This window comes from Pseudomonas sp. NPDC089918 (assembly GCF_050280605.1).
Classification (GTDB): Bacteria; Pseudomonadota; Gammaproteobacteria; order Pseudomonadales; family Pseudomonadaceae; genus Aquipseudomonas.
Genome location: NZ_JBNNVP010000004.1, coordinates 1 through 24,639, shown reverse-complemented (window position 1 = coordinate 24,639; position 24,639 = coordinate 1). Strand labels below are relative to the sequence as shown.

Annotated in this window: 24 protein-coding genes; 15 read left to right on the top strand and 9 right to left on the bottom strand. The window is 58.3% G+C overall.

The features are described from left to right. Positions 1-169: 169 nt before the first annotated feature. The 11 genes from ACQKPC_RS04255 (at position 170) to cyoE (ending at position 10,708) form a co-directional block, all read left to right on the top strand. The gene (locus ACQKPC_RS04255; RefSeq protein ID WP_427623235.1) at positions 170-1,294 is read left to right on the top strand and encodes a polysaccharide deacetylase family protein; all 1,125 of its coding nucleotides are present in this window, start codon (positions 170-172) and stop codon (positions 1,292-1,294) included. Between the two features lie 337 nt (positions 1,295-1,631). Beyond that, positions 1,632-3,026 carry a PhoH family protein gene (locus tag ACQKPC_RS04250; protein WP_007896403.1) on the top strand — a complete coding sequence of 465 codons (1,395 nt, stop codon included), beginning with the start codon at positions 1,632-1,634 and terminating at the stop codon, positions 3,024-3,026. Between the two features lie 146 nt (positions 3,027-3,172). After that, on the top strand, positions 3,173-3,646 hold the full coding sequence (moaC, locus tag ACQKPC_RS04245) for a cyclic pyranopterin monophosphate synthase MoaC (protein ID WP_218398742.1): 474 nt from the start codon (positions 3,173-3,175) through the stop codon (positions 3,644-3,646). Continuing rightward, complete coding sequence (moaD, locus tag ACQKPC_RS04240; protein WP_218398743.1) at positions 3,643-3,885, top strand: molybdopterin converting factor subunit 1; 243 nt, start codon at positions 3,643-3,645, stop codon at positions 3,883-3,885. The genes moaC and moaD overlap by 4 nt, the downstream gene beginning before the upstream one ends. A 3-nt stretch (positions 3,886-3,888) precedes the next feature. Continuing rightward, positions 3,889-4,341 (top strand): molybdopterin synthase catalytic subunit MoaE, encoded by a 453-nt coding sequence (moaE, locus tag ACQKPC_RS04235; protein ID WP_427623234.1) that lies wholly within the window; start codon positions 3,889-3,891, stop codon positions 4,339-4,341. Positions 4,342-4,525: 184 nt separating this feature from the next. Continuing rightward, positions 4,526-5,035, top strand: a complete 510-nt coding sequence (locus ACQKPC_RS04230; protein ID WP_032830273.1) for a disulfide bond formation protein B — start codon at positions 4,526-4,528, stop codon at positions 5,033-5,035. Between the two features lie 829 nt (positions 5,036-5,864). Further along, positions 5,865-6,809: a ubiquinol oxidase subunit II gene (gene cyoA / locus ACQKPC_RS04225; RefSeq protein WP_427623233.1), complete on the top strand. Its 945-nt coding sequence runs from the start codon at positions 5,865-5,867 to the stop codon at positions 6,807-6,809. A 3-nt stretch (positions 6,810-6,812) separates the two neighbouring features. After that, on the top strand, positions 6,813-8,843 hold the full coding sequence (cyoB, locus tag ACQKPC_RS04220; protein ID WP_427623232.1) for a cytochrome o ubiquinol oxidase subunit I: 2,031 nt from the start codon (positions 6,813-6,815) through the stop codon (positions 8,841-8,843). A 3-nt stretch (positions 8,844-8,846) separates the two neighbouring features. Continuing rightward, entirely contained in the window at positions 8,847-9,473 is a 627-nt protein-coding gene (locus tag ACQKPC_RS04215) for a cytochrome o ubiquinol oxidase subunit III (RefSeq protein WP_427623231.1), read from the top strand. Then, a complete protein-coding gene (gene cyoD, locus ACQKPC_RS04210; RefSeq protein WP_427623229.1) occupies positions 9,474-9,809 on the top strand; it encodes a cytochrome o ubiquinol oxidase subunit IV in 336 nt (111 codons plus the stop codon). It abuts the gene before it with no gap. A gap of 11 nt (positions 9,810-9,820) precedes the next feature. Beyond that, complete coding sequence (gene cyoE, locus ACQKPC_RS04205) at positions 9,821-10,708, top strand: heme o synthase (RefSeq protein ID WP_427623228.1); 888 nt, start codon at positions 9,821-9,823, stop codon at positions 10,706-10,708. A gap of 277 nt (positions 10,709-10,985) precedes the next feature. On the opposite strand, the gene ACQKPC_RS04200 is transcribed toward cyoE, so the two are convergent. From ACQKPC_RS04200 to ACQKPC_RS04185, 4 genes are all read right to left on the bottom strand, one after another. Beyond that, positions 10,986-11,690 carry a hypothetical protein gene (locus ACQKPC_RS04200; RefSeq protein ID WP_008070431.1) on the bottom strand — a complete coding sequence of 235 codons (705 nt, stop codon included), beginning with the start codon at positions 11,688-11,690 and terminating at the stop codon, positions 10,986-10,988. Positions 11,691-11,826: 136 nt separating this feature from the next. Continuing rightward, positions 11,827-12,342, bottom strand: coding sequence for a hypothetical protein (locus tag ACQKPC_RS04195; protein ID WP_427623227.1), 516 nt, complete (start codon positions 12,340-12,342; stop codon positions 11,827-11,829). A gap of 67 nt (positions 12,343-12,409) precedes the next feature. Continuing rightward, positions 12,410-13,933 (bottom strand): sensor histidine kinase, encoded by a 1,524-nt coding sequence (locus ACQKPC_RS04190; RefSeq protein ID WP_427623226.1) that lies wholly within the window; start codon positions 13,931-13,933, stop codon positions 12,410-12,412. Further along, positions 13,930-14,646: a response regulator transcription factor gene (locus tag ACQKPC_RS04185; protein WP_427623225.1), complete on the bottom strand. Its 717-nt coding sequence runs from the start codon at positions 14,644-14,646 to the stop codon at positions 13,930-13,932. The genes ACQKPC_RS04190 and ACQKPC_RS04185 overlap by 4 nt, the downstream gene beginning before the upstream one ends. A gap of 154 nt (positions 14,647-14,800) precedes the next feature. On the opposite strand from ACQKPC_RS04185, the gene msrB reads away from it, so the two are divergent. From msrB to msrA, 3 genes are read left to right on the top strand one after another with little or no spacing between them, the layout of a single operon-like run. Next, entirely contained in the window at positions 14,801-15,316 is a 516-nt protein-coding gene (msrB, locus tag ACQKPC_RS04180) for a peptide-methionine (R)-S-oxide reductase MsrB (protein WP_427623224.1), read from the top strand. 43 nt (positions 15,317-15,359) lie between these two features. Next, positions 15,360-17,147: a cytochrome c biogenesis protein DipZ gene (locus ACQKPC_RS04175; protein WP_427623223.1), complete on the top strand. Its 1,788-nt coding sequence runs from the start codon at positions 15,360-15,362 to the stop codon at positions 17,145-17,147. A 42-nt stretch (positions 17,148-17,189) separates the two neighbouring features. Then, on the top strand, positions 17,190-17,897 hold the full coding sequence (msrA, locus tag ACQKPC_RS04170; RefSeq protein WP_008070426.1) for a peptide-methionine (S)-S-oxide reductase MsrA: 708 nt from the start codon (positions 17,190-17,192) through the stop codon (positions 17,895-17,897). 8 nt (positions 17,898-17,905) lie between these two features. Here msrA and ACQKPC_RS04165 read toward each other — a convergent pair whose 3' ends face one another. The 3 genes from ACQKPC_RS04165 to ACQKPC_RS04155 all read right to left on the bottom strand — a co-directional run bounded on the left by ACQKPC_RS04165 (position 17,906) and on the right by ACQKPC_RS04155 (position 20,361). Beyond that, positions 17,906-18,283: a GNAT family N-acetyltransferase gene (locus tag ACQKPC_RS04165; RefSeq protein WP_427623419.1), complete on the bottom strand. Its 378-nt coding sequence runs from the start codon at positions 18,281-18,283 to the stop codon at positions 17,906-17,908. A 23-nt stretch (positions 18,284-18,306) separates the two neighbouring features. Further along, positions 18,307-19,320 (bottom strand): sensor domain-containing diguanylate cyclase, encoded by a 1,014-nt coding sequence (locus ACQKPC_RS04160; RefSeq protein WP_427623222.1) that lies wholly within the window; start codon positions 19,318-19,320, stop codon positions 18,307-18,309. 135 nt (positions 19,321-19,455) lie between these two features. Beyond that, the gene (locus ACQKPC_RS04155) at positions 19,456-20,361 is read right to left on the bottom strand and encodes a LysR family transcriptional regulator (RefSeq protein ID WP_427623221.1); all 906 of its coding nucleotides are present in this window, start codon (positions 20,359-20,361) and stop codon (positions 19,456-19,458) included. A 102-nt stretch (positions 20,362-20,463) separates the two neighbouring features. Here ACQKPC_RS04155 and ACQKPC_RS04150 point away from each other — a divergent pair, with 102 nt between their 5' ends. Beyond that, the gene (locus ACQKPC_RS04150) at positions 20,464-21,639 is read left to right on the top strand and encodes an aspartate aminotransferase family protein (protein ID WP_427623220.1); all 1,176 of its coding nucleotides are present in this window, start codon (positions 20,464-20,466) and stop codon (positions 21,637-21,639) included. A 65-nt stretch (positions 21,640-21,704) separates the two neighbouring features. On the opposite strand, the gene ACQKPC_RS04145 is transcribed toward ACQKPC_RS04150, so the two are convergent. After that, positions 21,705-22,232 carry an adenylate kinase gene (locus tag ACQKPC_RS04145; RefSeq protein ID WP_427623219.1) on the bottom strand — a complete coding sequence of 176 codons (528 nt, stop codon included), beginning with the start codon at positions 22,230-22,232 and terminating at the stop codon, positions 21,705-21,707. A 16-nt stretch (positions 22,233-22,248) separates the two neighbouring features. Continuing rightward, positions 22,249-24,186: an alkaline phosphatase D family protein gene (locus ACQKPC_RS04140; protein WP_427623218.1), complete on the bottom strand. Its 1,938-nt coding sequence runs from the start codon at positions 24,184-24,186 to the stop codon at positions 22,249-22,251. Between the last annotated feature and the right edge of the window lie 453 nt (positions 24,187-24,639).

Genomic DNA, 24,639 nt, shown 5'->3' with positions numbered 1-24,639 from the left:
GCAATACAGGCGCATGTGTTTTTTCTGAAGGAATGCATGTGTTGGGTTGAGGGCTGCTTCGCAGCCCAACGGGAGCAAGCTCCCTCGCCACAATGAGATCAGTGCTGCTGCGGGAATGTGAACGCGATCAGCTATAGTGCCGCGCGGGTTTTGTTATGGAGACATCCCATTGCGTATCGTTTTTCTATTCTCGGCCTGGCTATTGAGTTTCGGCGCCCTGGCGGCGCCGGGCGATGTGGCGACGCTGGATCGCAGCACCTGGCCTGAGCAGCTCAGCAGCCCGACGCTGTTTGACGTCGCCTCGCGGGCCGAAATCCTCATGTTTGCCCGGGTTCTGCTGGCCAGTGAATCGCTGGATGAAGCGAGCCTGGCTCAACGCCTGGGCCTGCGCACCCTCAATCTGGAGTCGGTCAACCAACTGCGCCAACGCCTGTGGCAGCGTTTGCTGACCAACTACAACTTCGCCCAGCAGAGTTGCGATCAGGATGCCTCCTTCTGTTTCCTGGTCGAGGACATGGCCACCCTGCGCGAGCAAGCGGCCAAGTTTCAGGTGAGCGATGACAGCTATTACATCAAATGGGCCGAGCCGAGCCGGTTGTTCCACGCCCAATACCTGGACGAGCAGCTGCGCAAGGCTGCGCTGTTCCCGCAGACCAGCAGCGAAGTCGATCGTTTTGGCGACTATGAGCGCAACGGCGATGCCATGAATGACCGGCTGTTCCTGCTGACCTTCGACAGCGCCGCCAACGCCGCGCCAGATAACACCGCCTGGGTCACCGAGTACCTGCGCAAATCCAACATGAACGCTACGTTCTTCGTCCTCGGCAAGGACATCCAGGCCCGCCTGGCCGATCACTCGGTGGCCAGCCTGCAAGGGACTTATTCGCAGCAATGCGTTGGCGTGCAAGGCTGGGAGTTTCGCTCCCACAGCCACTGGCAAGACTGGCAGGACTCGGTGCGACGCAGCGTCGAGCTGGTCAAAGGCAAGTTGCCGGAGAATTACGTGCCGCTGTTTCGCCCGCCCGAGGGGCAGCGTCGATCCGATGCCGAGGGCTTCTTCAAATCTCAGGGCTTGCAGGTGGCATTGTGGGACATCGATGCCCAGGACGGCGCCGGCAAGCTCAAGGGCAGCCAGAGCGCACAACGGGTATTGACCTTGATGCTGCTATGGCGGCATGGGGTGATCAATTTCAATGTGAAGCAGGATGCGCTGAAAACGGCGATGCCTTGGCTCATTACGCAAACGGCGCCAAGCGGGATCGGTTGGGCAGACTGTCAGGACGCGTTTCGCTGAAAACGGCAAAAGGCCGTAAACATTGGGTGAAGGGCGATTTTTGCAGAGAAATCGGTGCAGGCGGACTTCCGACTTTAACGGCACATTGCCTGCACGCCAAGGGCTATTCGTCACTCTGAAAAATAAACTTCAAAAAAACGTCAAAGTGCTTTTTTCTGTCACATGTTTTGGAGTATTACGAAGACAGACCGCCGAAACCTGCAACACAGGTGGCGTCTCCCAAGACCCCAGTTTGTGTGCAGTTCACTTGACTCCTCGCAGGTGAATTCGGCGGCCACTTCGAGGCGCAGCACTGTCATGGTATTGCGTCGACTGGCTCCCACAAAGGTGACCGAGTATGGATGATCACGGACGTAGCCCTTCTTCCAACCAGCCAATCCTTTATGTACTCGATACCAACGTATTGATTCACGATCCAAACGCCCTGCTTAATTTCGAAGAACACCACGTCGCCATCCCGATGACCGTGCTTGAAGAGCTGGACAAGCTCAAGAGCGGGCATCACAGCGTTGCCGCGGAATGCCGCCAGGCGATTCGCCTGATCGACAAGACTTTGGGCGATGCCAGCCCCGAAGACGTTGAACTCGGCGTACCGATCCAGCGCGGCAAGAGTGGGCCCAAGGGTTTGCTGTCAATTCTGATGAGCAAGCGCACTGAGCCGAACATCATTCTGCCCGAGCATCTGAACGACAACATCATCATCAACCAGTTGATCGACCTGCGCGCGCGGGATGCAAAACTGCCCGTGGTGCTGGTCACAAAAGACATCAACATGCGCCTCAAGGCCCGGGCTTGCGGGATTGCGGCCGAGGACTACAGCACCGACCAACTGGTCGACGACGTTTCGTTGCTGCCCAACGGTTATCACAACATGACCGGTTCGTTCTGGGATCGGGTGAGCAAAGTAGAAACCCGGCAGGATCATGGTCGCACCTGGCACCAGGTGCAGCTGATCGACAACCTGCCTGCGGTACACGTCAACGAGTTCATCATCGACGAACAGGGCTTTGTTGGCTGGATCAAGGAAATCCAGGTCGACAAGTTGCTGATCCTCGACCTGCATCAGGAACCTCTGTTGCACCAGGAAGCCTGGGGCCTGAAACCGCGTGATATCTATCAGAGCCTGGCGCTGTACGCCTTGCTTGATCCGGACATTCACCTGGTCAACCTGTCCGGCGCGGCCGGTTCGGGTAAAACCATCCTGGCCCTGGCGGCGGCCATCGAGCAGACCATGGTCAGCAAGCGCTACCGGCGCATCATCGCCACCCGCAGCGTGCAGGGGCTGGACCAGGAAATCGGCTTCCTGCCTGGCACCGAAGCGGAAAAAATGGAGCCTTGGCTGGGCGCCATCACCGATAACCTCGAAGCCTTGCACATGGATGACGAAAACACCCATGGCAGCGTCGACTACATCCTCAGCAAAGTGCCGTTGCAGTTCAAATCCCTCAACTACATCCGAGGCCGCAGCTTTCAGCAGAGTCTGATCCTGATCGATGAATGCCAGAACCTCACGCCGCACCAGATGAAAACCATCATCACCCGTGCTGGCGCCGGTTCCAAAGTGGTGTGCCTGGGCAACCTGGCGCAGATCGATACCCCTTACCTGTCCGCGACCAGCTCCGGGCTGACGTACTTGACCGAACGCTTCAAGGATTTCCCCAACGGTGTACACATCACCCTGCAAGGGGTGCCACGCTCGATTCTGGCCGAATACGCCGAATCGCATCTGTAACCCTCACCAGAACCGGGCGGCCCAAAGTCGCCCGGTTTTTTGTATCCGACACAAATCAAATGTGGGAGCGTGGTGATCCGATAATCAAACGTGCGGAAATTTGACCCACAGGTTTACAATCGATGCTCCTGATCAGGAGTATCCCTGTGCTGACTCATCTCGATTCCCAAGGTCGCGCCCATATGGTCGACGTCACTGAAAAAAACGTGACGTTCCGTGAAGCGACGGCCCAAGCGCTGGTGCGCATGCTGCCCGAAACCCTGCAGTTGATTGTCACAGGCGGCCATCCCAAGGGTGACGTGTTCGCCGTGGCGCGGATCGCCGGCATCCAGGCGGCGAAGAAAACCAGCGATCTGATTCCTTTGTGCCACCCGTTGATGCTCACCGGCGTCAAGGTCGAACTCAGTGCCGAAGGCGACGACACCGTGCGCATCGTGGCGTGCTGCAAGTTGTCCGGGCAGACCGGCGTCGAAATGGAAGCGCTGACCGCAGCCAGCGTCGCGGCGCTGACCATTTATGACATGTGCAAGGCCGTGGATCGCGGCATGACCATCGAGAGCGTGCGGCTGCTGGAGAAACTCGGCGGCAAGAGCGGCCATTTTCGGGCGGATCAGCCATGAACATTACCGTGAAGTTTTTCGCCCGTTACCGTGAAGCGCTCGGTGTGGACTCGGTGAAGGTCGAAGGTGATTTCGCCACGGTCGACGATGTGCGCACGCTGCTGGCCCAGCGTGACGGCGCCGAAGTGCTGAGCGAGCAAAACCTGATGTGCGCCCGCAACGAAGACCTCTGCCAGCTCGACGAGCCGGTGAGCGATGGCGATGAAGTGGCGTTTTTTCCGACCGTGACCGGGGGCTGAGCCATGGCGATTCGTGTGCAGTCCACGCCGTTCGACCCGGGCGCCGAAGTCAACGCCATGCACGCGGCCAATGTGGGCGTCGGTGCGGTGGTGAGTTTTGTCGGCTACGTGCGCGACTTCAATGAGGGCCTCGACGTCGCCGGGATGTTTCTGGAGCACTACCCGGGCATGACCGAAAAAGCCTTGGGCAAGATTGCCGTGGAGGCCGAGCAGCGCTGGCCGCTGTTGAAGCTGGAAGTGTTGCACCGCATCGGCGCGCTTGAGCCGGGCGAGCCGATCGTTTTCGTCGGCGCCGCCAGCGCCCACCGTCAGGCGGCGTTCGATGCCTGTGCCTTTGTCATGGACTATCTGAAAACCCGCGCGCCGTTCTGGAAGAAAGAAAACACCCGTGATGGACCGCGTTGGGTGGAAGGGCGTGACAGCGATCATGCGGCGGCAGATCGGTGGAAGCAGTAAGTAACCCTTCGCGAAGACCGCGTCGCGGTTTCGATTATTAACAATCGCTTAAAGGTTAATCCGTGCTTAACCGGTTTATCGTTTATTCCCCCGACTTCAGCGGCCCGTTCAAGGCTCTCAAAGGGCAGGGGCTGCGTGTAGACTTTCGGACAACCGATATCCACGGACACAAAAGGGAGACGCGATGAGCGAGGAAACCATGCGGTTGGGACGTGAGCGGCGCTATCTGGTGTTGCTGGGCATTATCTGCCTGGCGCTGATCGGTGGCGCGCTGTACATGCAAGTGGCTCTGGGCGAGGCACCATGCCCGCTGTGCATCCTGCAACGCTACGCGTTGTTGCTGATTGCGCTGTTCGCCTTTATCGGCGCAGCGACGCGCACCCGCCGCAGCGTCACGCTGTTCGAAACGTTGGTGGTGATCTGCGCCATTGCGGGCGCCGGGGTGGCCGGGCATCACGTCTATACCCAGTTTTACCCGGCGGTCAGTTGCGGCATCGATGTGCTGCAGCCAATCGTCGACGGCCTGCCGCTGGCGAAGATCTTCCCGCTGGGCTTCCAGGTCGATGGCTTCTGCTCTACACCGTACCCGCCGATCCTCGGCTTGTCCCTGGCACAGTGGGCGCTGCTGGCCTTCGTGCTGATCGTGGTGCTGGTGCCGCTGCTCATTTCGCGTAACCGCAAAGCGCTGCGCTGAGGCTGTACGTCGTACTATTGCAGGAAGCAAAAAAAACGCCCCGGTTCTCGTTGAGAGGCCGGGGCGTTTGCATATTCGCTGGTCAGGTAAAAAGACCTTGATGCTCGACAAGGAAGGGTGCGACACGTATGCGACATGTTGTCACAGCTTGAGTGTCGCAAGGCATTTCAAATCGCTGATTCAGGGCATCGCTTCGCAGCAAAAACCTGCTCTTCCAGGCACTGTCGGTTTCAGCGCTTGTCAGTCGAAACAGGCAGTTTTAACAGGGCCTGGCAAATTGGCAAAGCCCTTGTCACATAGGGGGTAGAGCCGGGTCGAAGGCGAGCGCAGAGCCTTGGAAGCTGTCTGAACTTCGCGTGGTAGACCTACTATTTTTGGTGTTTTTGTTGAGAATGAATTTCGATACCATGGCGCACTTTTGCAAAAGCCGTTAATGATTGTTGTCGGATCGGATATAAATTATTTCGGGATGAGACATGGTTTATGAATCGTTACATATCTACAATCGCCCGCACTGAATTCCCGGCACTGCTCACCCTTACTCAGGTGCATGAGCAGAACCAGGGTGTCGAGAGGTCCGATGGCTTCATGCGACTCCCAGGTGTCGGTGCCTTCCGACTATCCGCACCAAATGGAATTGGTCTGTAACAAGGCCCTTGACCACGAATTCGAATAAGAACTCACCGCAGGCCCAGCAATTGTCGAACAGCGTCTGACGCGCGACGGGCAGGCCCTTATTCAATCCAAGAAAAATGCCAACCCTTGGCAGGGTGAAGTGTTGGCGATCAAAACCCAACTGCATTGCGCAAGCTGCTTTAGAGGTCGTGAGATGAGTAAAAACAGGTACCCCAGACTACTAGGCTTATTGCCGCTGCTCGGCACTCTGTTGCTGGGAGGCTGCAACATGACCTTGCTCGATCCCAAGGGCCAGGTCGGCCTGGATGAGCGAAACCTGATCATCACCGCAACGCTGCTGATGCTGTTGGTCGTCGTGCCGGTCATCGTCATGACCTTCCTGTTCGCCTGGAAATACCGCGCCTCCAACAAGGACGCCGTCTACACGCCAAAATGGTCCCACTCCACCAAGATCGAAATCGCGGTGTGGACTATTCCGGTACTGATCATCATTGCCCTGGGTTACGTCACCTACAAGTCGACCCACGCCCTGGACCCTTACAAGCCGCTGGAATCCGACGTCAAGCCAATCACCATTGAAGTGGTCGCGCTGGACTGGAAGTGGTTGTTCATCTACCCGGAACAAGGCATCGCCACGGTCAACAAGATCGTGTTCCCGGCGCACACCCCGATCAACTTCAAGGTGACTTCGGACGCCGTGATGAACTCGTTCTTCATTCCGGCCCTGGGCGGTCAGATCTACGCGATGGCGGGCATGCAGACCAAACTGCACCTGATCGCCAACCAGAACGCTGAAATGGACGGTATCTCCGCCAACTACAGCGGCGCGGGTTTCACCGGCATGAAATTCAAAGCTATCGCCACTTCTCAGGAAGATTTCAACGCCTGGGTAAGCGAAGTCAAAAAGGCACCTAAACAGCTTGAACAAGCTGAATACGCAGCCCTTGCCAAGCAAAGCCAGAACAACCCAGTCGAGCTCTACTCCTCGGTCACGCCGAACCTGTTCCAGATCATCGTCGACAAGTACGAAGGCATGAAACCGGGTCCGAAGGTCAAGCACGAGAAGAAAGAGAAAGAAGTGGCCGCTACGCAAGGAATGGACATGAACTCGCATTCAGCTGCCGGGGCAGAGGAGTAAACGATGTTTGGTAAATTAAGTTGGGAAGCGGTCCCGTTCCACGAACCGATCGTGATGATAACCATCGCCATGATCGCGCTCGGTGGTCTGGCGCTGTTCGCTGCAATCACCTACTTCAAGAAGTGGACCTATTTGTGGACCGAGTGGTTGACCTCGGTCGACCACAAGAAAATCGGCGTGATGTACATCATCGTCGCCATGGTCATGCTGCTGCGCGGTTTTGCCGACGCCATCATGATGCGTACCCAGTTGGCCATGGCCACCGAGGGTTCGCCTGGCTACCTGCCACCTGAACACTATGACCAGATCTTCACCGCTCACGGTGTGATCATGATCATCTTCATGGCGATGCCATTCTTCACCGGCCTGATGAACCTTGCAGTGCCGCTGCAGATCGGCGCGCGTGACGTTGCCTACCCGTTCCTGAACTCCCTGAGCTTCTGGCTGCTGGTATCCGGCGTGGTGCTGATCAACCTGTCCCTGGGCGTTGGCGAATTCGCCAAGACCGGTTGGGTTGCTTATCCACCGCTGTCGGGCCTGCAATACAGTCCGGGCGTGGGGATGGATTACTACATCTGGGCACTTCAGCTATCCGGGTTGGGTACGACGCTGACGGGGGTCAACTTCCTGGCCACCGTGCTGAAAATGCGTACCCCTGGCATGAAGCTGATGGACATGCCGATCTTCACCTGGACCTGCACCTGGGCCAACGTCCTGATCGTGGCTTCGTTCCCGATCCTGACCGCTACCCTGGCACTGCTGACACTTGACCGTTACATGGATTTCCACATTTTCACCAATGAACTTGGTGGCAATCCAATGATGTACGTCAACCTGTTCTGGGCCTGGGGTCACCCCGAGGTTTACATCCTGATCCTGCCGGCGTTCGGGATCTTCTCCGAAGTCATCTCGACCTTCACCGGCAAGAAACTGTTCGGCCACCACTCGATGATCTACGCCAGCGGCGCGATCTCGATCCTGGGCTTCATGGTCTGGTTGCACCACTTCTTCACCATGGGTTCGGGTGCCAGCGTCAACGCCTTCTTCGGTCTGGCGACGATGCTGATTTCCATCCCGACGGGTGTGAAGCTATTCAACTGGTTGTTCACCATTTATCAAGGCCGTCTGCGTTTCACCAGCCAGGTTCTCTGGACCCTGGGCTTCATGGTGACGTTCGCCATCGGCGGCATGACCGGCGTACTGCTGGCCATTCCAGGTGCTGACTTTGTTCTGCACAACAGCCTGTTCGTGATCGCGCACTTCCATAACGTGATCATCGGCGGCGCGGTATTCGGCTACATCGCAGGTTTCGCCTTCTACTTCCCGAAAGCGTTCGGCTTCAAGCTGCACGAAGGCTGGGGCAAGGCAGCGTTCTGGTTCTGGATCAGCGGCTTCTTCGTCGCGTTCATGCCGCTCTATGCACTGGGCTTCATGGGCATGACCCGTCGTCTGAACGCCACCACCAACCCTGAGTGGGTACCGTACCTGTACGTTGCCATGTTCGGTGCGGTGATGATCGCCGTCGGTATCGCCTGCCAGCTGATCCAGTTGTATGTCAGCGTGCGTGATCGCAACAAGCCAGAGAACATGTGCGAACACGGCGACCCGTGGAATGCCCATACCCTGGAATGGTCGACCTCCTCGCCACCACCGTTCTACAACTTTGCCGTGCTGCCAAAAGCAGAAACCATCGACCCGTTCACCGAAGCCAAGGAAAACGGCACCGCGTACAAGGCTCCGGCCAGGTATGAGCCGATCCACATGCCAAACAACACTGCGACCGGTGTGGTCATGGGTGCTCTGTTGACCGTGTTCGGTTTCGCGATGATCTGGCACATCTGGTGGTTGGCCATCGCAGGCCTGGTCGGCACCGTGGTGTACTTCGTGATCCACGCTGCACGTGATGATCAAGGCTATATGGTGCCGGTCGACGTAATCGAGCGCATCGAAGCCGAGCAGCACAAGCGTCTGGTAGCGGCCGGGAAAGTTCCAGCCACCGCCACCCGTGTTGAAACCTCGTTGGAACAGGCTTAAACCATGTCGAACTTAGTGACCAATGCTGGACACACCCATGTCGATGGACATGGGCATGATGACCATCACCACGACTCGGGCGAGATGACCGTATTCGGTTTCTGGCTCTACCTGATGACCGACTGCATTCTGTTTGCGTCGATCTTCGCGGTGTACGCGGTACTGGTTAACAACGTAGCGGGTGGCCCGTCGGGCCACGACATCTTCGAGCTGCCATACGTACTGGGCGAAACCGCTCTGCTGCTGTTCAGCTCGATCACCTACGGCTTCGCCATGCTGGCGTTGTTCAAGGGCAAGAAGAACCAGGTACTGGGCTGGCTGGGCATGACCTTCCTGTTCGGTGCCGGCTTCATCGGCATGGAGATCAACGAGTTCCACGTACTGATCTCCGAGGGCTTCGGTCCTAGCCGCAGCGGCTTCCTGTCCGGGTTCTTCACCCTGGTCGGCACCCACGGTCTGCACGTGACCAGCGGTCTGATCTGGATGGCGATCATGATGTATCAGGTGCAGAAAAACGGCCTGACGGCGACCAACAAGACCCGTCTGAGCTGCCTGAGCCTGTTCTGGCACTTCCTGGACGTAGTGTGGATCTGCGTATTCACGGTTGTTTATCTGATGGGGACTATGTAAATGGCTAACGCTCATTCCCACGATGGCCACGAAGCCAACCACGGCAGCGTAAAGTCCTACGCCATCGGCTTCATCCTGTCGGTGATCCTGACTGTCATTCCTTTCGGCCTGGTGATGTACCCATCCCTGCCGAAAGCCGTGACCCTGTGGATCGTTCTGGCCTTCGCTGTGATCCAGGTGCTGGTGCACCTGGTTTACTTCCTCCACCTGGACCGCTCCGCCGCCCAGCGTAACAACGTGATTGCGTTTGTCTTCGCTGCCCTGGTGATCGTCCTGTTGGTCGGCCTGTCGCTGTGGATCATGTTCAGCATCCACACCAACATGATGGCGAAGTGAGGTAAGTCCGGATGTCCTTTAAGCACTTTATCCAAATCACCAAACCGGGGATCATTTTCGGTAACGTGCTTTCTGTGGCAGGCGGATTTTTCCTGGCCTCCAAAGGGCATGTCGATCTGGCCATTTTCCTGGCTGCGATGATCGGCACGTCCCTGGTGGTCGCTTCCGGTTGCGTGTTCAACAACTGCATCGACCGCGACATCGACCTGAAGATGGAACGCACCAAGAACCGTGCGCTGGTCCAGGGCCTGATCTCCCTGAAACTGGCCCTGGCTTTTGCGACCATCCTTGGTGTTTTCGGCGTTGCACTGTTGTACAAGGTGGCCAACCCGTTGGCTGCGTTGTTCGCGGTGATCGGTTTCGTCATCTACGTCGGTTTCTACAGTCTGTACCTCAAGCGCAAGTCGGTTCACGGCACGCTGGTGGGCAGTCTGTCGGGGGCGATGCCGCCGGTGATTGGCTATGTAGCTGTGACAAACAGCTTCGACATGGCCGCACTGACGCTGCTGGTGATGTTCAGCCTGTGGCAGATGCCGCATTCCTACGCCATCGCAATCTTCCGCTTCAACGATTACCTGGCCGCATCGATTCCGGTGTTGCCGGTGAAGCGTGGAATTGAAGTGGCCAAGAAGCACATCCTGCTCTACATCCTGGCGTTCCTCGTGGCGACCTTGATGCTGACCTTCAGCGGCTACGCCGGCATGAGCTACCTCGCCGTCGCCGCGGCCATGGGCATGTATTGGTTGTACATGGCCTGGACCGGTTACAAGGCAGTGGATGACACGGTCTGGGCACGCAAGCTGTTCGTGTTCTCGATCTTCACCATTACCGCGTTGAGCGTGATGATGTCGCTGGATTTTAAAGTGCCGAGTGAGCTGTTGCTGACTTACGCGCCTTAAGCTTCGGATGCTGTAAAGAAAAGCCCCGCCCTTCGAGAGAATGGCGGGGCTTTTTGTTGGGTTCTATTTGACGGACCGTGTCGTCCCGATCGCGAGCAGGCTCGCTCCCACACTGGGTCGGTGTTGTCGCCACTTTTGTGCTAGATGCTTAACCCCTGTGGGAGCGAGCCTGCTCGCGATGGCCGCGCCGCGGTGCATCAGAAAAAAGCTAATCAGGCGAACAGGAAATAAAAATCCCCGCTCTGATGGCGGGGATTTTTGTGTGCAGCGTATAGCGTTACTGCGCGGCGATGCTGTAGCCGTCGAACGCGGTTTGCTGCTGAAGCGCGGTGATGATGTTCTTGCGGTTGACCGCTTGTTCAGCCCCGGCATTGTCCAGGAACGTCTCGCTTTCCAACTCCGCCTCATCGCCTTCGCCGACGAAAGTGAAGCCCAGGAACTCCAGCGCTTCACGGTCAACGTTCAGGCGCGAACGCGGGGTGCGCAGGGGCAGGGTGACGCTGATGCCGTCCTTGCTGATGGTGAACACTTCGACGTCTTTCTTGGCGCGAGCCGCTTTGCTCTTGCCGCTGCTCGGGTTGCTGATGGCCTGGTGAGTCTGGTTCAGTACCTTCAGCGCCAGGCCGTAGACGATTTCCTGGAACGCCGGGTCGTCCTTGAAGCTGGACAGAATGCGGCTGATCGGGAATTTGCTGCTCAGGTCTTCCAGGGCAGCGATGTCGGCTGCTTCGGCGTCTTTCAATTGCTTGAGTTCGCCCATCAATTCGTAGGCTTTATCGTCGTCGAAGCTGTCGTGAGCCTGGCGAATCGCGGCGCGCAGTTCGCGGATCTGGTCGCTTTCGCGGGTGGATTGAAAAGCATCCAGAACCATCTCGCTGATGGTCTTGGCCTGAGGCACGTGTTGTGAAAGATTGATGGAGTTTTCGTATTCCGCTTTGGACGACAAGGTGACTACGGATTCAGCGGTATTGGAATCGGACATTGAAATTTCACTACTTCTTTTAGCTTGGATTGAGGCGAGAAAGCACGAGGCCTTTTCAGGCCGCCTAATCTATTGGACCGAGGCTGCGTTGTCACGGATGAACAGGCGGCTGGTCAGCATTTTTGGCGAGGGGCTTTTAACCGGCAGCCATTTTGGGACGTTGCGCCTGAAGCTCCAGCAACAGCCGATAAAGTTTCAGCGACCGTCCGCAGATCAATCCATAGACAAACCCCGACGCCGAAGCCTTGAACAGCAACACCTCAAGCGTAGCGGCCTGTTCTGGATGCACGTCGTCCTGATAGCCGAAGTAAAAATTTACGGCAAAAAACAGCTGGTAGAGCACCAGCGTCTTCCAACTGCCAGGCACGATCAACCCGGTTTCCGGATCATCCAGCTCCACGCCCTTGCGTGAAAAAAACACCAGCGCCGCGAGGCTGCCCAGCAGAAACGTGACCAACCAGCAACCCACCGAGAGCTGAGGGTTCAGCGTGAGGTTCAATGAAAACAGGGACCATGCCAGCAAGGCCGGGGGAGTGACAAGTAATGCGGCTTTGCTTTCATGGGTCGGATAAAGCGCTTTGACCCCGAAGTAACACAACACCAAAAAAATCACGTAAACCCACAGCGGGATGTTTTGCAGGGTGATGAGCATTGCGCAGCGTTCCTTGCCGAAAAATGAGGATCGGGATAGTAGCCGTTACTATGGCCAAAGCTGTCGACTATTTCCTCATTGCGTTCGGATTAGTCGACCGAACGGCCCATTGCTCGGCGGTCTGCTCATCCACCGGTAACGAGAAGCGAAAGGTCGCGCCGCGTCCGGGAATATCTATCAGATGGATCTCTCGACCGTGCAATTGCAGGATCCGGTGCACGATCCGCAATCCCAGCCCGCCATCGCGCCGTGCGCCGCCAATGTTGAACGGACGCAGGAACAGACCTTCGCGCAGTTCGGGAGCGATTCCCGGGCCGGTGTCGCTGACGGTCACTTCGATAAAAGACCCTTGAGGGCGCAGGCTTAGTTCGATTTCTCCACCTTGGGGCGTATGGCGCAGGGCATTGTCGAACAGGTTGGTCAGCACCCGCTCGATCAACCCAAGATCTGCGCAGGCCGCCGAGACGTTGGGGGCGAAGGTGGCCTTGAGTTCGATCTGGCGCGCTTCGGCGCTGAGTTCGAATTTCTGAAAGATGTCCTGCACCAGATCGGTCAGCGAAAAGCGCTCCAGCACCGGTTGCACGAAACCGTGCTCCAGCCGCACCAGTTCCAGCAGCGATTGCGCCAGGCCGCCGACCTTGCGGCTCTGATCCAGGGCGATCCCCAGATAACGGCGGCGGTCGGCGGGGGACAATGTGGCGTCCTTGAGTGACAGGGTTTCCAGGTAACCGTGCAGCGAGGCCAGCGGTGTGCGCAGGTCGTGGGAGATGTTCGCCACCAGTTCCCGACGCTCCTGATCCTGACGGGTCAGCGAGCGCCATTGTTCGCCGAGGCGCGCTTGCATCTGTCGGAAGGCGGCGTCGAGGATGGCTATTTCATCGTGGCTGGCGGCTTTTTCTACCGGTTCAGGCTCTGGTTCGGGCGAGGTGGACGGAACGCCATTGATATCGAACTGACTGACTTTTTCAGTCAAGCGACGCAATGGTCGTGTGATCAGGGCAAATGCCGTGAGGCCGGCAATCAGGCATAGCAACGCCACCAGCCCAATGGACAACAAAGCGGTATTGAGCGCTGCGCTGGTGGCGCCGCGTTCGGCGAAGCGATCGTGCTCTTCACTGAGCAACACCACATAAAGATAACCGGCCGGCAGACCATTGACCCGCAACGGCGCAGCACTGAAAACCTTGCTGCCATCAATGCTGCGCGGATCGTCGCCGAGAATCGGCAGGGCCTCGCCTTTGAGCAAACGCAGGATTGGCGCCAGGTCGACTTGCTCTCGGCGTATTCGACCCTCGGGCGCGGCGCTGCCGACAATTCGACCCCCGGTGTCGAGCAGATAGACCTCGACACTGGGGTTGACCAGCATCAGCTGGCTGAACAGTTCGCGCACGGCATTGGGCATCGGGCCATTGCGGTCCATCAGCACAGTGTCGTGGGCGATGTGTTGCGCCAGATCCCGCGACAACCCCTGCACCACTTCCAGTTCATGCATCTGGTTGGAGCGCACCTGCATCCATGCCGAGGTGCCGCAGCACACCAGCAACAGCACGGCGAACACCAGGGACAGGCGTTGGGTCAGGGTCAACCTCATGGCTGTTCTCCGCTCGTCGCGAATTTGTAACCACGACCCCACACGGTGAGGATGCGCGCCGGTTGCGCCGGATCGGCCTCGATCTTGGCTCGCAGGCGGTTGATGTGGGTGTTGACCGTGTGCTCGTAGCCTTCGTGGCTGTAGCCCCACACCGCGTTGAGCAGGTCCATGCGCGAGAAGACCTTGCCGGGCTGGCGGACGAAGAAGTACAGCAAGTCGAACTCCCGCGGCGTGAGGTCAAGACGACGGCCATCGAGGGAGACTTCACGTGTGATCGGGTCGATGGACAGGCCATCGCTGATCAGGCTGCCAGCATCCATTTTCAGGTTGCGGGCCATGGCGTCGACCCGTCGCAGCAATGCCTTGACCCGTGCCACCAGCTCGAGCATGGAAAAGGGTTTGGCCAGGTAGTCGTCGGCACCGAGTTCCAGCCCCAGAATCCGATGGACTTCGCTGGAGCGCGCACTGGTGATGATGATCGGTGTGTAGCGGGCCATGGCCCGGGCGCGGCGGCAGATTTCCAGGCCGTCGACGCCGGGCAGCATCAGGTCGAGAATCAGTGCGTCCCAGCTTCCTTGCTGCAGCAGTCGCATGCCCTCATCGCCATCGGCGCAGTGCACCACCTCGAACTGCTCATCGCGAAGATGCAGGCAGATAAGGTCGGCGATAGGCAGGTCGTCCTCGACCACCAGGACGCGTTTGGCCGGTTCCATGGAGCTCAATCCCTCGTGATGCAATGAACAACATTGTGCGGCTTTTCCTGAGGCTGAGTTATCACGAATTGTTTAACTCCTCGTGAGGATTTGGCGATCAACTCAAGCCTAGGCTGTGTTCCATGCAAGGCATCTGGAATTTTGGAGAAGGCCCATGTTTTCACGGCGACAGTTTCTTGTAGCAAGCGGCGGGCTGGGGGCTGCGGCGCTGGTGATCGGTGTATTGCCAAAATTTTCCGCAGGCGGCGCGCTGATCGATGAGGTCCGCGCGGCAGAGGTTTTCGAGGTGGCCCACAGCGACAGCGAGTGGCGCGCCATGCTCAGCGCCGAGCAGTACGAGATCCTGCGCGAAGAGGGCACCGAGCGGGCCTACAGCAGCCCGCTGAACAACGAGCACCGCAAGGGCGTTTTTGCCTGCGCCGGTTGTGATCTGCCGTTGTTTTCTTCCGACACCAAGTTCGACAGCCGCACTGGATGGCCGAGCTTCTGGGCGCCACTGGACAACGCGGTGGCCACCCGTCAGGACCGCTCCTTCGGCGTGCTGCGCGAAGAGGTTCATTGCCGTCGTTGCGGCGGTCACTTGGGCCATGTCTTCGAGGACGGGCCAAAGCCCACCGGTATGCGCTACTGCATGAACGGTCTGGCGCTGACTTTCAAGCCACAGGCGTAATCCATGGGCACTTCCTTCCACTCACTTCACGCAGGTCGACGTTATGTGGCTTCTGGTCCTCGCTTATCTCGGTGGTGTGCTGACGATCGTCAGCCCGTGCATTCTGCCGGTATTGCCCTTTGTCTTCGCTCGCACCGGGCAGCCGTTTATCAAGAGTGGCTTGCCGCTGCTGGCGGGGATGGCGCTGACCTTCGCGCTCGTCGCCTCGTTGGCGGCGGTGGGCGGCGGTTGGGTGGTGCAAGTCAATCAGTACGGTCGCTGGCTCGCGTTGCTGTTCGTTGCACTGTTCGGGCTGACGCTGTTGCTGCCCCGGTTGGCCGAACGCCTGACGCGTCCATTGGTGGCGGCCGGCGGTCGGCTGTCGGAAGCCGCTGCTCTCGATACCCGGCCGCGCCCCGGCGCTTCGTTGCTGATCGGTGTCGCCACGGGCCTGCTTTGGGCGCCCTGCGCCGGGCCGATTCTGGGCCTGCTGTTGACTGGCGCGGCGCTGCAAGGGGCAAACATCGCCACCACCTTGTTGCTGCTGGCTTACGCGGCCGGCGCCGCCACCTCTCTCGCCGCGGCATTGCTGCTGGGCGGTAAAGTCTTCGCCGCGATGAAGCGCTCGATAGGCGCAGGCGAGTGGCTGCGTCGAGGCTTGGGAGGCGCGATGCTGGCGGGTGTAGTGGCGATCGCCTTGGGGCTGGATACCGGGATTCTGGCGCGGGTCTCGACGGCATCCACCGGCGATATCGAGCAGGCGCTGGTCAACCAATTGGCCGGTAAGCTGCCCTCCGACAGTGGGGCGATGATGTCGCAGATTCCACGGGGCGGCGATCAACCCGCCGCCAGCATGAAAATGACCGCCAGGATACCGGGCGAACTGCCGACTGAAGGCAACCTTCCATCGCTGGACGGCGCTGTGCAATGGCTCAACTCTCCACCTCTCACCGCCCAGGCCTTGAAGGGCAAGGTCGTGCTGGTGGATTTCTGGACTTACTCCTGCATCAACTGCCTGCGCACCCTGCCGTATGTGAAGGCCTGGGCCGAGAAGTATCGCGATCAGGGCTTGGTGGTGATCGGCGTCCATACGCCCGAGTTTGCCTTCGAACGTGATGTCGGCAACGTCACCAAAGCCATGAACGACCTGGGTGTCACTTATCCGGTGGCAATCGATAACGACTACAAGATCTGGCGTGCTTTCAACAACCAATACTGGCCGGCCCACTATTTTGCCGATGCCCGGGGGCGCATTCGTTACCACCACTTTGGCGAGGGCAAATACGCCGAATCGGAGCGAGTGATTCAACAACTGCTGCGTGAGGCGGGCGCCGAGAAGGTCGCGGACGGGCTGATCAATGCTCGTGCCGAGGGCGTCCAGCTCGCCCCGGACATGAGTGAAGTGCAATCGCCGGAAACCTATATCGGCTACCGACGGGCGGAGCATTTCGTTGCTCAAACCGATCTGGCGCCAGACAAGATGACGGCCTATAGCCCGCCGTCCCGACTGGCCCTCAATCACTGGAGCCTGGAGGGCCAATGGACGGTCGGTCCGGAGCGGGCCGTTTCGAACGCACCGGCCAGTCGAATCGTCTACCGCTTCCACGCTCGTGATCTGCATCTGGTATTGGGCCCCGGTGCTGATGGCAAACCGGTGCGTTTCAACGTGTTGATTGACGGCAAGCCCCCAGGTAGTGCCCACGGTGTTGACGTGGCGCCGGATGGCAGCGGCAGCGTTACCGAGCAGCGGTTGTATCAATTGGTACGCCAGACCGCAGGCGTAAAGGACCGGACATTCAGCATTGAATTTCTCGACCCGGGTGTGTCGGCGTATGCATTCACCTTTGGTTGATAGCCATTTGGTTGATAGCCCCATTCATTCAGGAGACAAGCCATGAAAACCCTATTTAACTGGCGTCGCACCCTGCTGGGATTGGCCGCAGCCAGTTTTATCGGTCAGTGTGCCGCGTTTTCTTTCGCAGGCGCCGAAGAGGCGGTCATCATTGCGCCACCAACACTCGACGAGAACACTGAAGCCCGCAGTGAAACGGCAATTTTTGCCGGCGGTTGCTTCTGGGGCGTCCAAGGGGTATTTCAACACGTCAAAGGGGTGAAGAACGCTGTCTCCGGTTACGCGGGGGGCACAGCCGACACCGCTCAGTACGAGCGGGTCAGCAATGGCGATACCGGTCATGCGGAGGCCGTCGAAGTCACCTACGATCCGGCTCAAGTCAGTTATGGCAGCCTCTTGCAGATCTATTTCTCGGTGGCCCATAACCCCACCGAACTCAACCGCCAGGGGCCGGACCGCGGCACTCAGTATCGGTCGGCGCTATTCCCGAAAAGTGCCGAACAGCAACGCGTCGCCCAGGCTTACATCACCCAGCTAGACGCTGCCCATTCGTTCAACAAACCCATCGTCACCAAACTGGAAACCTACAACGGCTTCTACCCGGCCGAGGAAGAACATCAGGACTTCCTGACGGAACATCCGACGTATCCCTACATCGTGATCAATGACCTGCCGAAAGTGGCGCAGTTGAAACAGTTGTATCCGGATCGGTATCAGGAGAAGCCGGTGTTGGTGAAGGCTGGTCAATAGTGCATTGGCTACTTCAAGCGTGAGCGTTCCATCGCAATGGTCGACGTTTCAAAGCCAAGCTTTGAAAAGAAATCTGAAGCGCCTTCACGGCCTGCTCGCAGAACCCAGGTAATGGCGGTGTTGTCGCCCATGACATGCTCAACCAGTGCGCGACCGACGCCTTCACGCCGATGCTGCCCACACACGACAACCATCGACAGATAACCATTGGACAATCCGTCGGTGATGCCTCGGGCAAACCCGACGATGTGGGAGTCCTTTATCGCAAGAGCTGTACGTTGGGAATTAGCGATCAGCTGCGCGAAATGCTCGGATGAGCCGGTGCGGTGAGCCCATCCATTCTCGCCAAGAAAAAGTCGTACGGGCTCTGCGTCCGAGGGCTGCATATCACGGATAAGCACGGAAGTACTCACCCCGAAATCACATTCTTGCCCGCAATCTTCGACCGATACAGCGCCTGATCGGCCCTGGCCAGCAACCCTGTCTGTTGCTCTTCTTCAAAGCGTTGCACCACTCCAAAACTCATGGTCACTTGATAGTCCCCGACCGGCAGCAAGCTCGACAGGCTGTGACGGATTTTTTCAGCGAGTGCCCTGGCGTCGGCCAACAAGGTATTGGGCAGGATCATGATGAATTCGTCACCGCCCCAGCGCGCCAACAGATCGCCTTCGCGCACGCAGTGCTTCACGCTCTCGATCACCTGCACCAACGCCGCATCACCCAAGGCGTGGCCGTAGTGATCGTTGATGTTTTTGAAGTCATCGATGTCCATCGCGATCAGCGACAGGGGTTGGCGAAAGCGTTGGGCGCGGTCGCATTCCTGGGGCAGGGCTTTTTCCAGGCGATAGCGATTGGCGATGGAGGTCAGTACGTCGGTTTCCGCCAGTTTGCGGTTTTCTTCGAGTTGAATCTGCAACTGCTGATTGACCCGAGACAACTCCCGAGTGCGTTCTTCGACGATGGCTTCGAGGGATTGATTGCGCCGTTCCATTTCTTCGAACAGGCGTTTCTTGTCTTCGATACTGCGGTGCGCGCCGACCATTCGTGCCACCGAGCCGTCGGCATTACGTGCCAGCACATAGCCGCGATCTTCGATCCAGGTGTAAGTGCCATCGCGCATGCGGCAGCGATACTCGGCTTGATAACCGGGTGCGCGCTGATTCAGGTAGTCATCAAACAGCGCCATGACCTGTGAATAATCGTCGGGGTGGATCACGTTTTCCCAGGTCAGCACAGTGTTATCCAGGGAATGAGGCGGATAGCCGAGCATCTCGTACCACCCGGGGTTGCGGTAGACGAACCCGGTGTTGGCATTCCAGTCCCAGATGCCATCGCTGACCAGTTCCAGAATGGTGTGCAGCATGTCTTCGTTAAAATCTGACAGATTGAACTTCAACGGCTCGATATTCGATGCCTCACCCATCATCGGTCTCCCTGCCGAACTGATATCAACGTGACTCCCCAGTCGGGGAGATTAGTTCATGGGGTATTGCTACTGCTAGGGGGCGTTCTCAATTAGTTCCCCCACCGCGGCGGGGAAACTCATTGAGAACGCCCCCTACTGCTTGCCCCACCTCTGCAGCGCAAAGTCGACGAAGCTGCGTAATTTCGGCAAACGGTAGCGGTCTTGGGCGTACACCAGGTTCATCGGGCGGCTGGGCAGTTGGTAGTCCTGCATCAAGGCCACCAGTTTTCCGTCCTGAAGATCCTGCTCCACCAAGGCATCGGGCACCATCACGATGCCCATACCGGTGCGCGCCGCTTGGTGCAGGCCCGCCGAACTGTTGATCAGCATCGGCCCGCTGACTGCCACCATGACTTCGCCTTCGGGTCCCCTCAGGCGCCATTGTTTGGCTACCGAATGCCAGTCATCTCCAGCCGGGTAGGCGAAGGCCAGGCAGTCATGGTGTTGCAGGTCGGTGGGTTTTTCAGGAGTGCCTCGGCGCGCCAGATAGTCCTTCGATGCACACAGGGTCATCGTGTAGTCGATGAGCGGGCGGGCGATCATGTTGGACATCTCGGTAGTGCCCAAGCGAATCGCCACATCGAAACCGTTGTCGAGCAGATCCAGGCGCTGGTTGGTCAACACGACGTCGAGTTTGACCTGCGGGCAGCGTAAGGTGAATTCGCTCAAGGCCGGCGCCAGCCGTTCGGTGCCGAAGGTCAGCGGTGCGGTGATGCGCAGGGTGCCGCTCGGCTCGTCGAGGGTCTGTTCTGCCAGGCGTTCGGAATCGGCCACCAGCCCCAATACCTCAAGACAACGTTGATAGTACGCCGTGCCGAATTCCGTCAGCCGCTGGCGTCGTGTCGTACGGTTAAGCAGGCGCACACCCAGACGTTGCTCCAGGGCCCGAAGATGATTGCCGACCATGGTCGTGGACATTTCGCACTGCAAAGCGGCGGCGGTCATGCTGCCGGCTTCCACCACTCTTACGTAAACGGTCATTGCCTGGAACAAATCCATTATCAAGCCCAGCTTTAAAATGATTGAAGTGTTGCAGTGTTTATCCAGCTCAGGTGGCTAACCATACTGCAAAAACACCGACTATTAATGGAGTTTGATGTCATGACCGCCGCCTGCCTGATGAGCACTTATCAACCCTTGGCCCTGAGTTTCAGCAAAGGCCTGGGCACGCGCTTGTGGGATCAGGCCGGTCGCGAATATCTGGACGCGGTGGCGGGCGTAGCGGTGACCAACGTCGGCCATTCCCATCCGCGAATCGTGGCAGCCATCAGCGAACAGGCCGGGCTGTTGTTGCACACCTCCAACCTGTACAGCATCGACTGGCAACAGCGGCTGGCGCAGAAACTGGTTCGGCTTTCCGGCATGGATCGGGCGTTCTTCAACAACTCTGGCGCCGAAGCCAACGAAACCGCGCTGAAACTCGCGCGGCTTTACGGCTGGCACAAAGGCATCGAGCAGCCGCTGGTAGTAGTCATGGAAAACGCCTTTCACGGCCGTACTCTTGGCACCCTGTCCGCCAGTGACGGCCCGGCGGTTCGCCTGGGGTTTAACCAATTGCCGGGGGACTTCATTAAAGTGCCGTTCGGCGACCTCGCTGCGTTGGAGGCGGTCCAGCAGGCCCACGGTCCTCGCATCGTGGCGATTCTGATGGAGCCGGTTCAGGGCGAAAGCGGTGTGCAAGTGGCACCGCCCGGTTATCTCAAAGCGGTACGCGAACTGTGCAACCGGCGCGCCTGGCTGCTGATGCTCGACGAAATCCAGACCGGCATCGGCCGCACCGGCCAGTGGTTTGCGTTCCAGCACGAAGGCATTATCCCGGACGTCATGACTCTGGCCAAAGGTTTGGGCAACGGCATCCCTATCGGTGCCTGCCTGGCCCGGGGCAAAGCCGCCGACCTGTTCACCCCCGGCAGCCACGGCAGCACGTTCGGCGGCAATCCGCTGGCATGTCGAGTGGGATGCGCCGTGCTGGAGATCATTGAGGAGCAAGGGCTGCTGGAAAACGCCAAACTGCAGGGTGAACGCTTGCTCGCCAGATTGCGCATCGAATTGGCCGATGACCCCAACGTCCTGGCGATTCGCGGCCAGGGTTTGATGATCGGCATCGAACTCAAACAACCGATTCGCGACCTGACCCTGATTGCAGCCCGCGATCATGGCTTGTTGATCAACGTGACACGGGGCAAGACCATTCGCCTGCTCCCACCGCTGACGATTGATGAGCGGGAAGTGGAGATGATTGTCAGAGGCGTTGGTCGGGCGGTGAGCGCAGCCTGACTTCTATTGAATGTATGCATTCCCTCCGTAGGAATCGGTGTTCGCGTGAGTGGAATCGGGAACGATCAGTCGATTTGTTGCATCGTACTGACGAAAGCCGTGACTTCATTCCGATTCATCAGTTGAAGTTTCGAACCGCTAAACCCTGCGAACAAGCGCTGATGCGCGGCAAATCCACTGGAATCGCCGCGCATACGGTAGCTACCCGCCCAGTCCTGTAACGCTATCAGCAACTCGTCACTATCATCGCGCTCTGCTTCACGCTGGCGAATATGACTGACGCAGTCTTCGTCATCCAGGCACAGCCAGATGAACGTCGTCGCCTGTTCCACCAGTTCACTGACCATCCATCCATACACACCCTCGATAACCCACCGCTCTTCATTCGCTGCCACCCGCGCCATTCCCAATGCTTCGGCGCGGGGACGAGCGATGCTGTGTTCATCGGATAGCCAGTGAATCAGGTCGAGATCGGTCCAGGGCACTTGCAAGTGCTCAGCCAGTCGTTTGGCCAGCCAACTCTTGCCCGAGCCGGAGTTGCCGATGATCAGGGTTCGGGTGAGGTTCATGGTGTGCGGGTAATGATTGCTCATGGCAGCTCGGGCAAAGTCAGTCAGCCGCTTCGGAAATTTCAGGCGCCACCATCCGCGTCTTCGGCGAACCATCCGCGTTGTGCTGATAAATATCCTGCGGCTGGCCTTTTTCATTAAAGAACACCTGGCCGATCCCCGCCGAATTCCATAACCGCTCGCCCGCCTCGGCATGCTCTGGAACATGCGGAACAATGCGCATCCGCCGGCGCTTGGTCAGCCAGTTCAGCGGCGAACGGGGCGAGTAGAGCCAGCGGTTGAGGCGGTCGAACCATTCGAGCAGCGCGGGCGGAAACTCGTTTTTGATACCGCTGCTGGTGATCTGCCAGATTCGTGGGCCAGCCTTGCGGTGTCGGATCAATACTTCGTAGACGAAGGAATAATGCACATCGCCGGACAGCACCACGTAGTTACCGGGAGTGCGGGAGTGTCGGAAAATGTTCAGGATGACCTGGGCGGCGCCGCGATGGGCCATCCAGTTTTCGGCGTCCACCAACAGTGGATAACCGCACCAGCTAAACACTCGTTGCACGGTCTCGATCAATTTGACGCCGAAAATCGGTGCCGGCGAAACGATGATCGCCGAGGGATGATCGAGCAATTCCTGCTGTAGCTCGCTGAGCGCTTCCCAATCCAGCAGACCGGACGGTTGCTTGAGCGTCATTTCGCTGCGCCAGCGCCGAGTGCGAGTGTCGAGCACCACCACCGCAGGGCGAGTGGGCAGCACGTAATGCCACTTCTGAAAGCTCAGCAGCTCGTCGATCAAGCTATCCTGGACATCGCTGTCCAGGTAAGGATCTTGCCCCGAGGCACTCAATAGAAGGGTTTTTTCCAGCATGCCGCCAAACGCTCCCGGGTTGTTGCCCCAGCCTTGGCACAGCATGTAAGCGAGCAGCGCGTTGCCGATGATGCGCTTGGAGAACGGATGGCCGTAGGCCGTTTCCTCCCATTGCGCGGAAAGATTCCAGTCATCGGTAATGTCGTGGTCGTCGAAAATCATCAGGCACGGCAGGTGCGCCATCGCTCGCCCAACACCACCCAGCCCCATCTTGAACGCATCGATGCGCGTCTGCTCCAGGGTATAGCGCTTGCGCCGTTCGGGCGTCAGTGCCGGTGGTTGCGGCGCGATCAGTGTCCAGGACGTGGGCGACCATACTAATAGGTACATGGCCATGACCTCGGCGAAGGTCACCAAATGGTTGTCGGCGCTGCTACTGGTAAAGATCGGCTTACGCGCTCCACCGAAAAATCGTTCGCGCAGGGTTTCGTTGCTCTCAAGCGCCGGTAACAAATCCGCACGATGGTAGTAACTGGCAGGATGCTCGTAGAGTTTGGCGCTGTCGCTGACCACTGCACCGTCGAGGTGTTCGCCGAACAGCCCCAGACGCTCAATCAAGGCATGAATCGCCCGCAACATCGGCCCCGCGACATCATCCGCATATACCTGATCGCCGCTCATCATTAATAGCGCGGGGCGCTTGCAAGCCTCCGGCTCAGACTCCAGCAATCGATCGACGCACAGCAAACCATCAGCCGCCGAATGGTGAGGTTTACGGCAGGAGCCATGCAGCAATTGATCGATCCGCGAGCGCAACACGAAATTCGGACATTGCGCCTCGCCATATAGTAGATGAGGCGCCCATTCGAGAATGCCCGACTGAGTGCCATCCGCGTCGGTGATCAGCAGGTCGTACTCGATCAACGTGTCGCAGGGCAGGGCGGCATCCAGTGGCACATCTATCAAATGAATGAAGGCATGAGTACCGACCGGGATAACCGTGCGTTGTCCCGCATCGAGACTGATGTCGACTCCTTGCAGGCGCAGCGTCAGCGGCAGCGCACGCGACCCTACCAACCACAGTACCAGCCGCGTGGGTTCCAGGCGCCGTAATAGTGGACCGACGAGGACCGGTGGCAATAGGGAGTGATCGGCGGGCAATGGCAAAGATACGGACATCCGGGCTCAAGACTCTTGGTGCAGAGAGGCGGGCGATGATAACGCAGCTAGTGGTGAGGATTGAGCCTTGTCCATCACTGGGGTGTCGATGAGTAAAGCAGGGCTGCTTATAGAAGCAGAAATCAGTGCTCGCCTTGAAGGGCTTTGCTAAGGGAAAAATAATCGCAGCAGGTGGTTGACCACGAAATTAAATACTGTACTATTCGCCTCCCGCTAACGAGAGATCGGAAGCGCAAGTGGTTGAAGTTGTTGAAGATTCCCAAGCGAAACTTTGAAAACTTCTTAAAATAACCGCTTGACAGTAACAGAGGCTGCTGTAGAATGCGCGCCTCGGTTGAGACGAAAGATCTTAGCCAACCGCTCTTTAACAACTGAATCAAGCAATTCGTGTGGGTGCTTGTGGAGTCAGACTGATAGTCAACATCGAAACCCCATAAGGAGGCGCGAAAAATG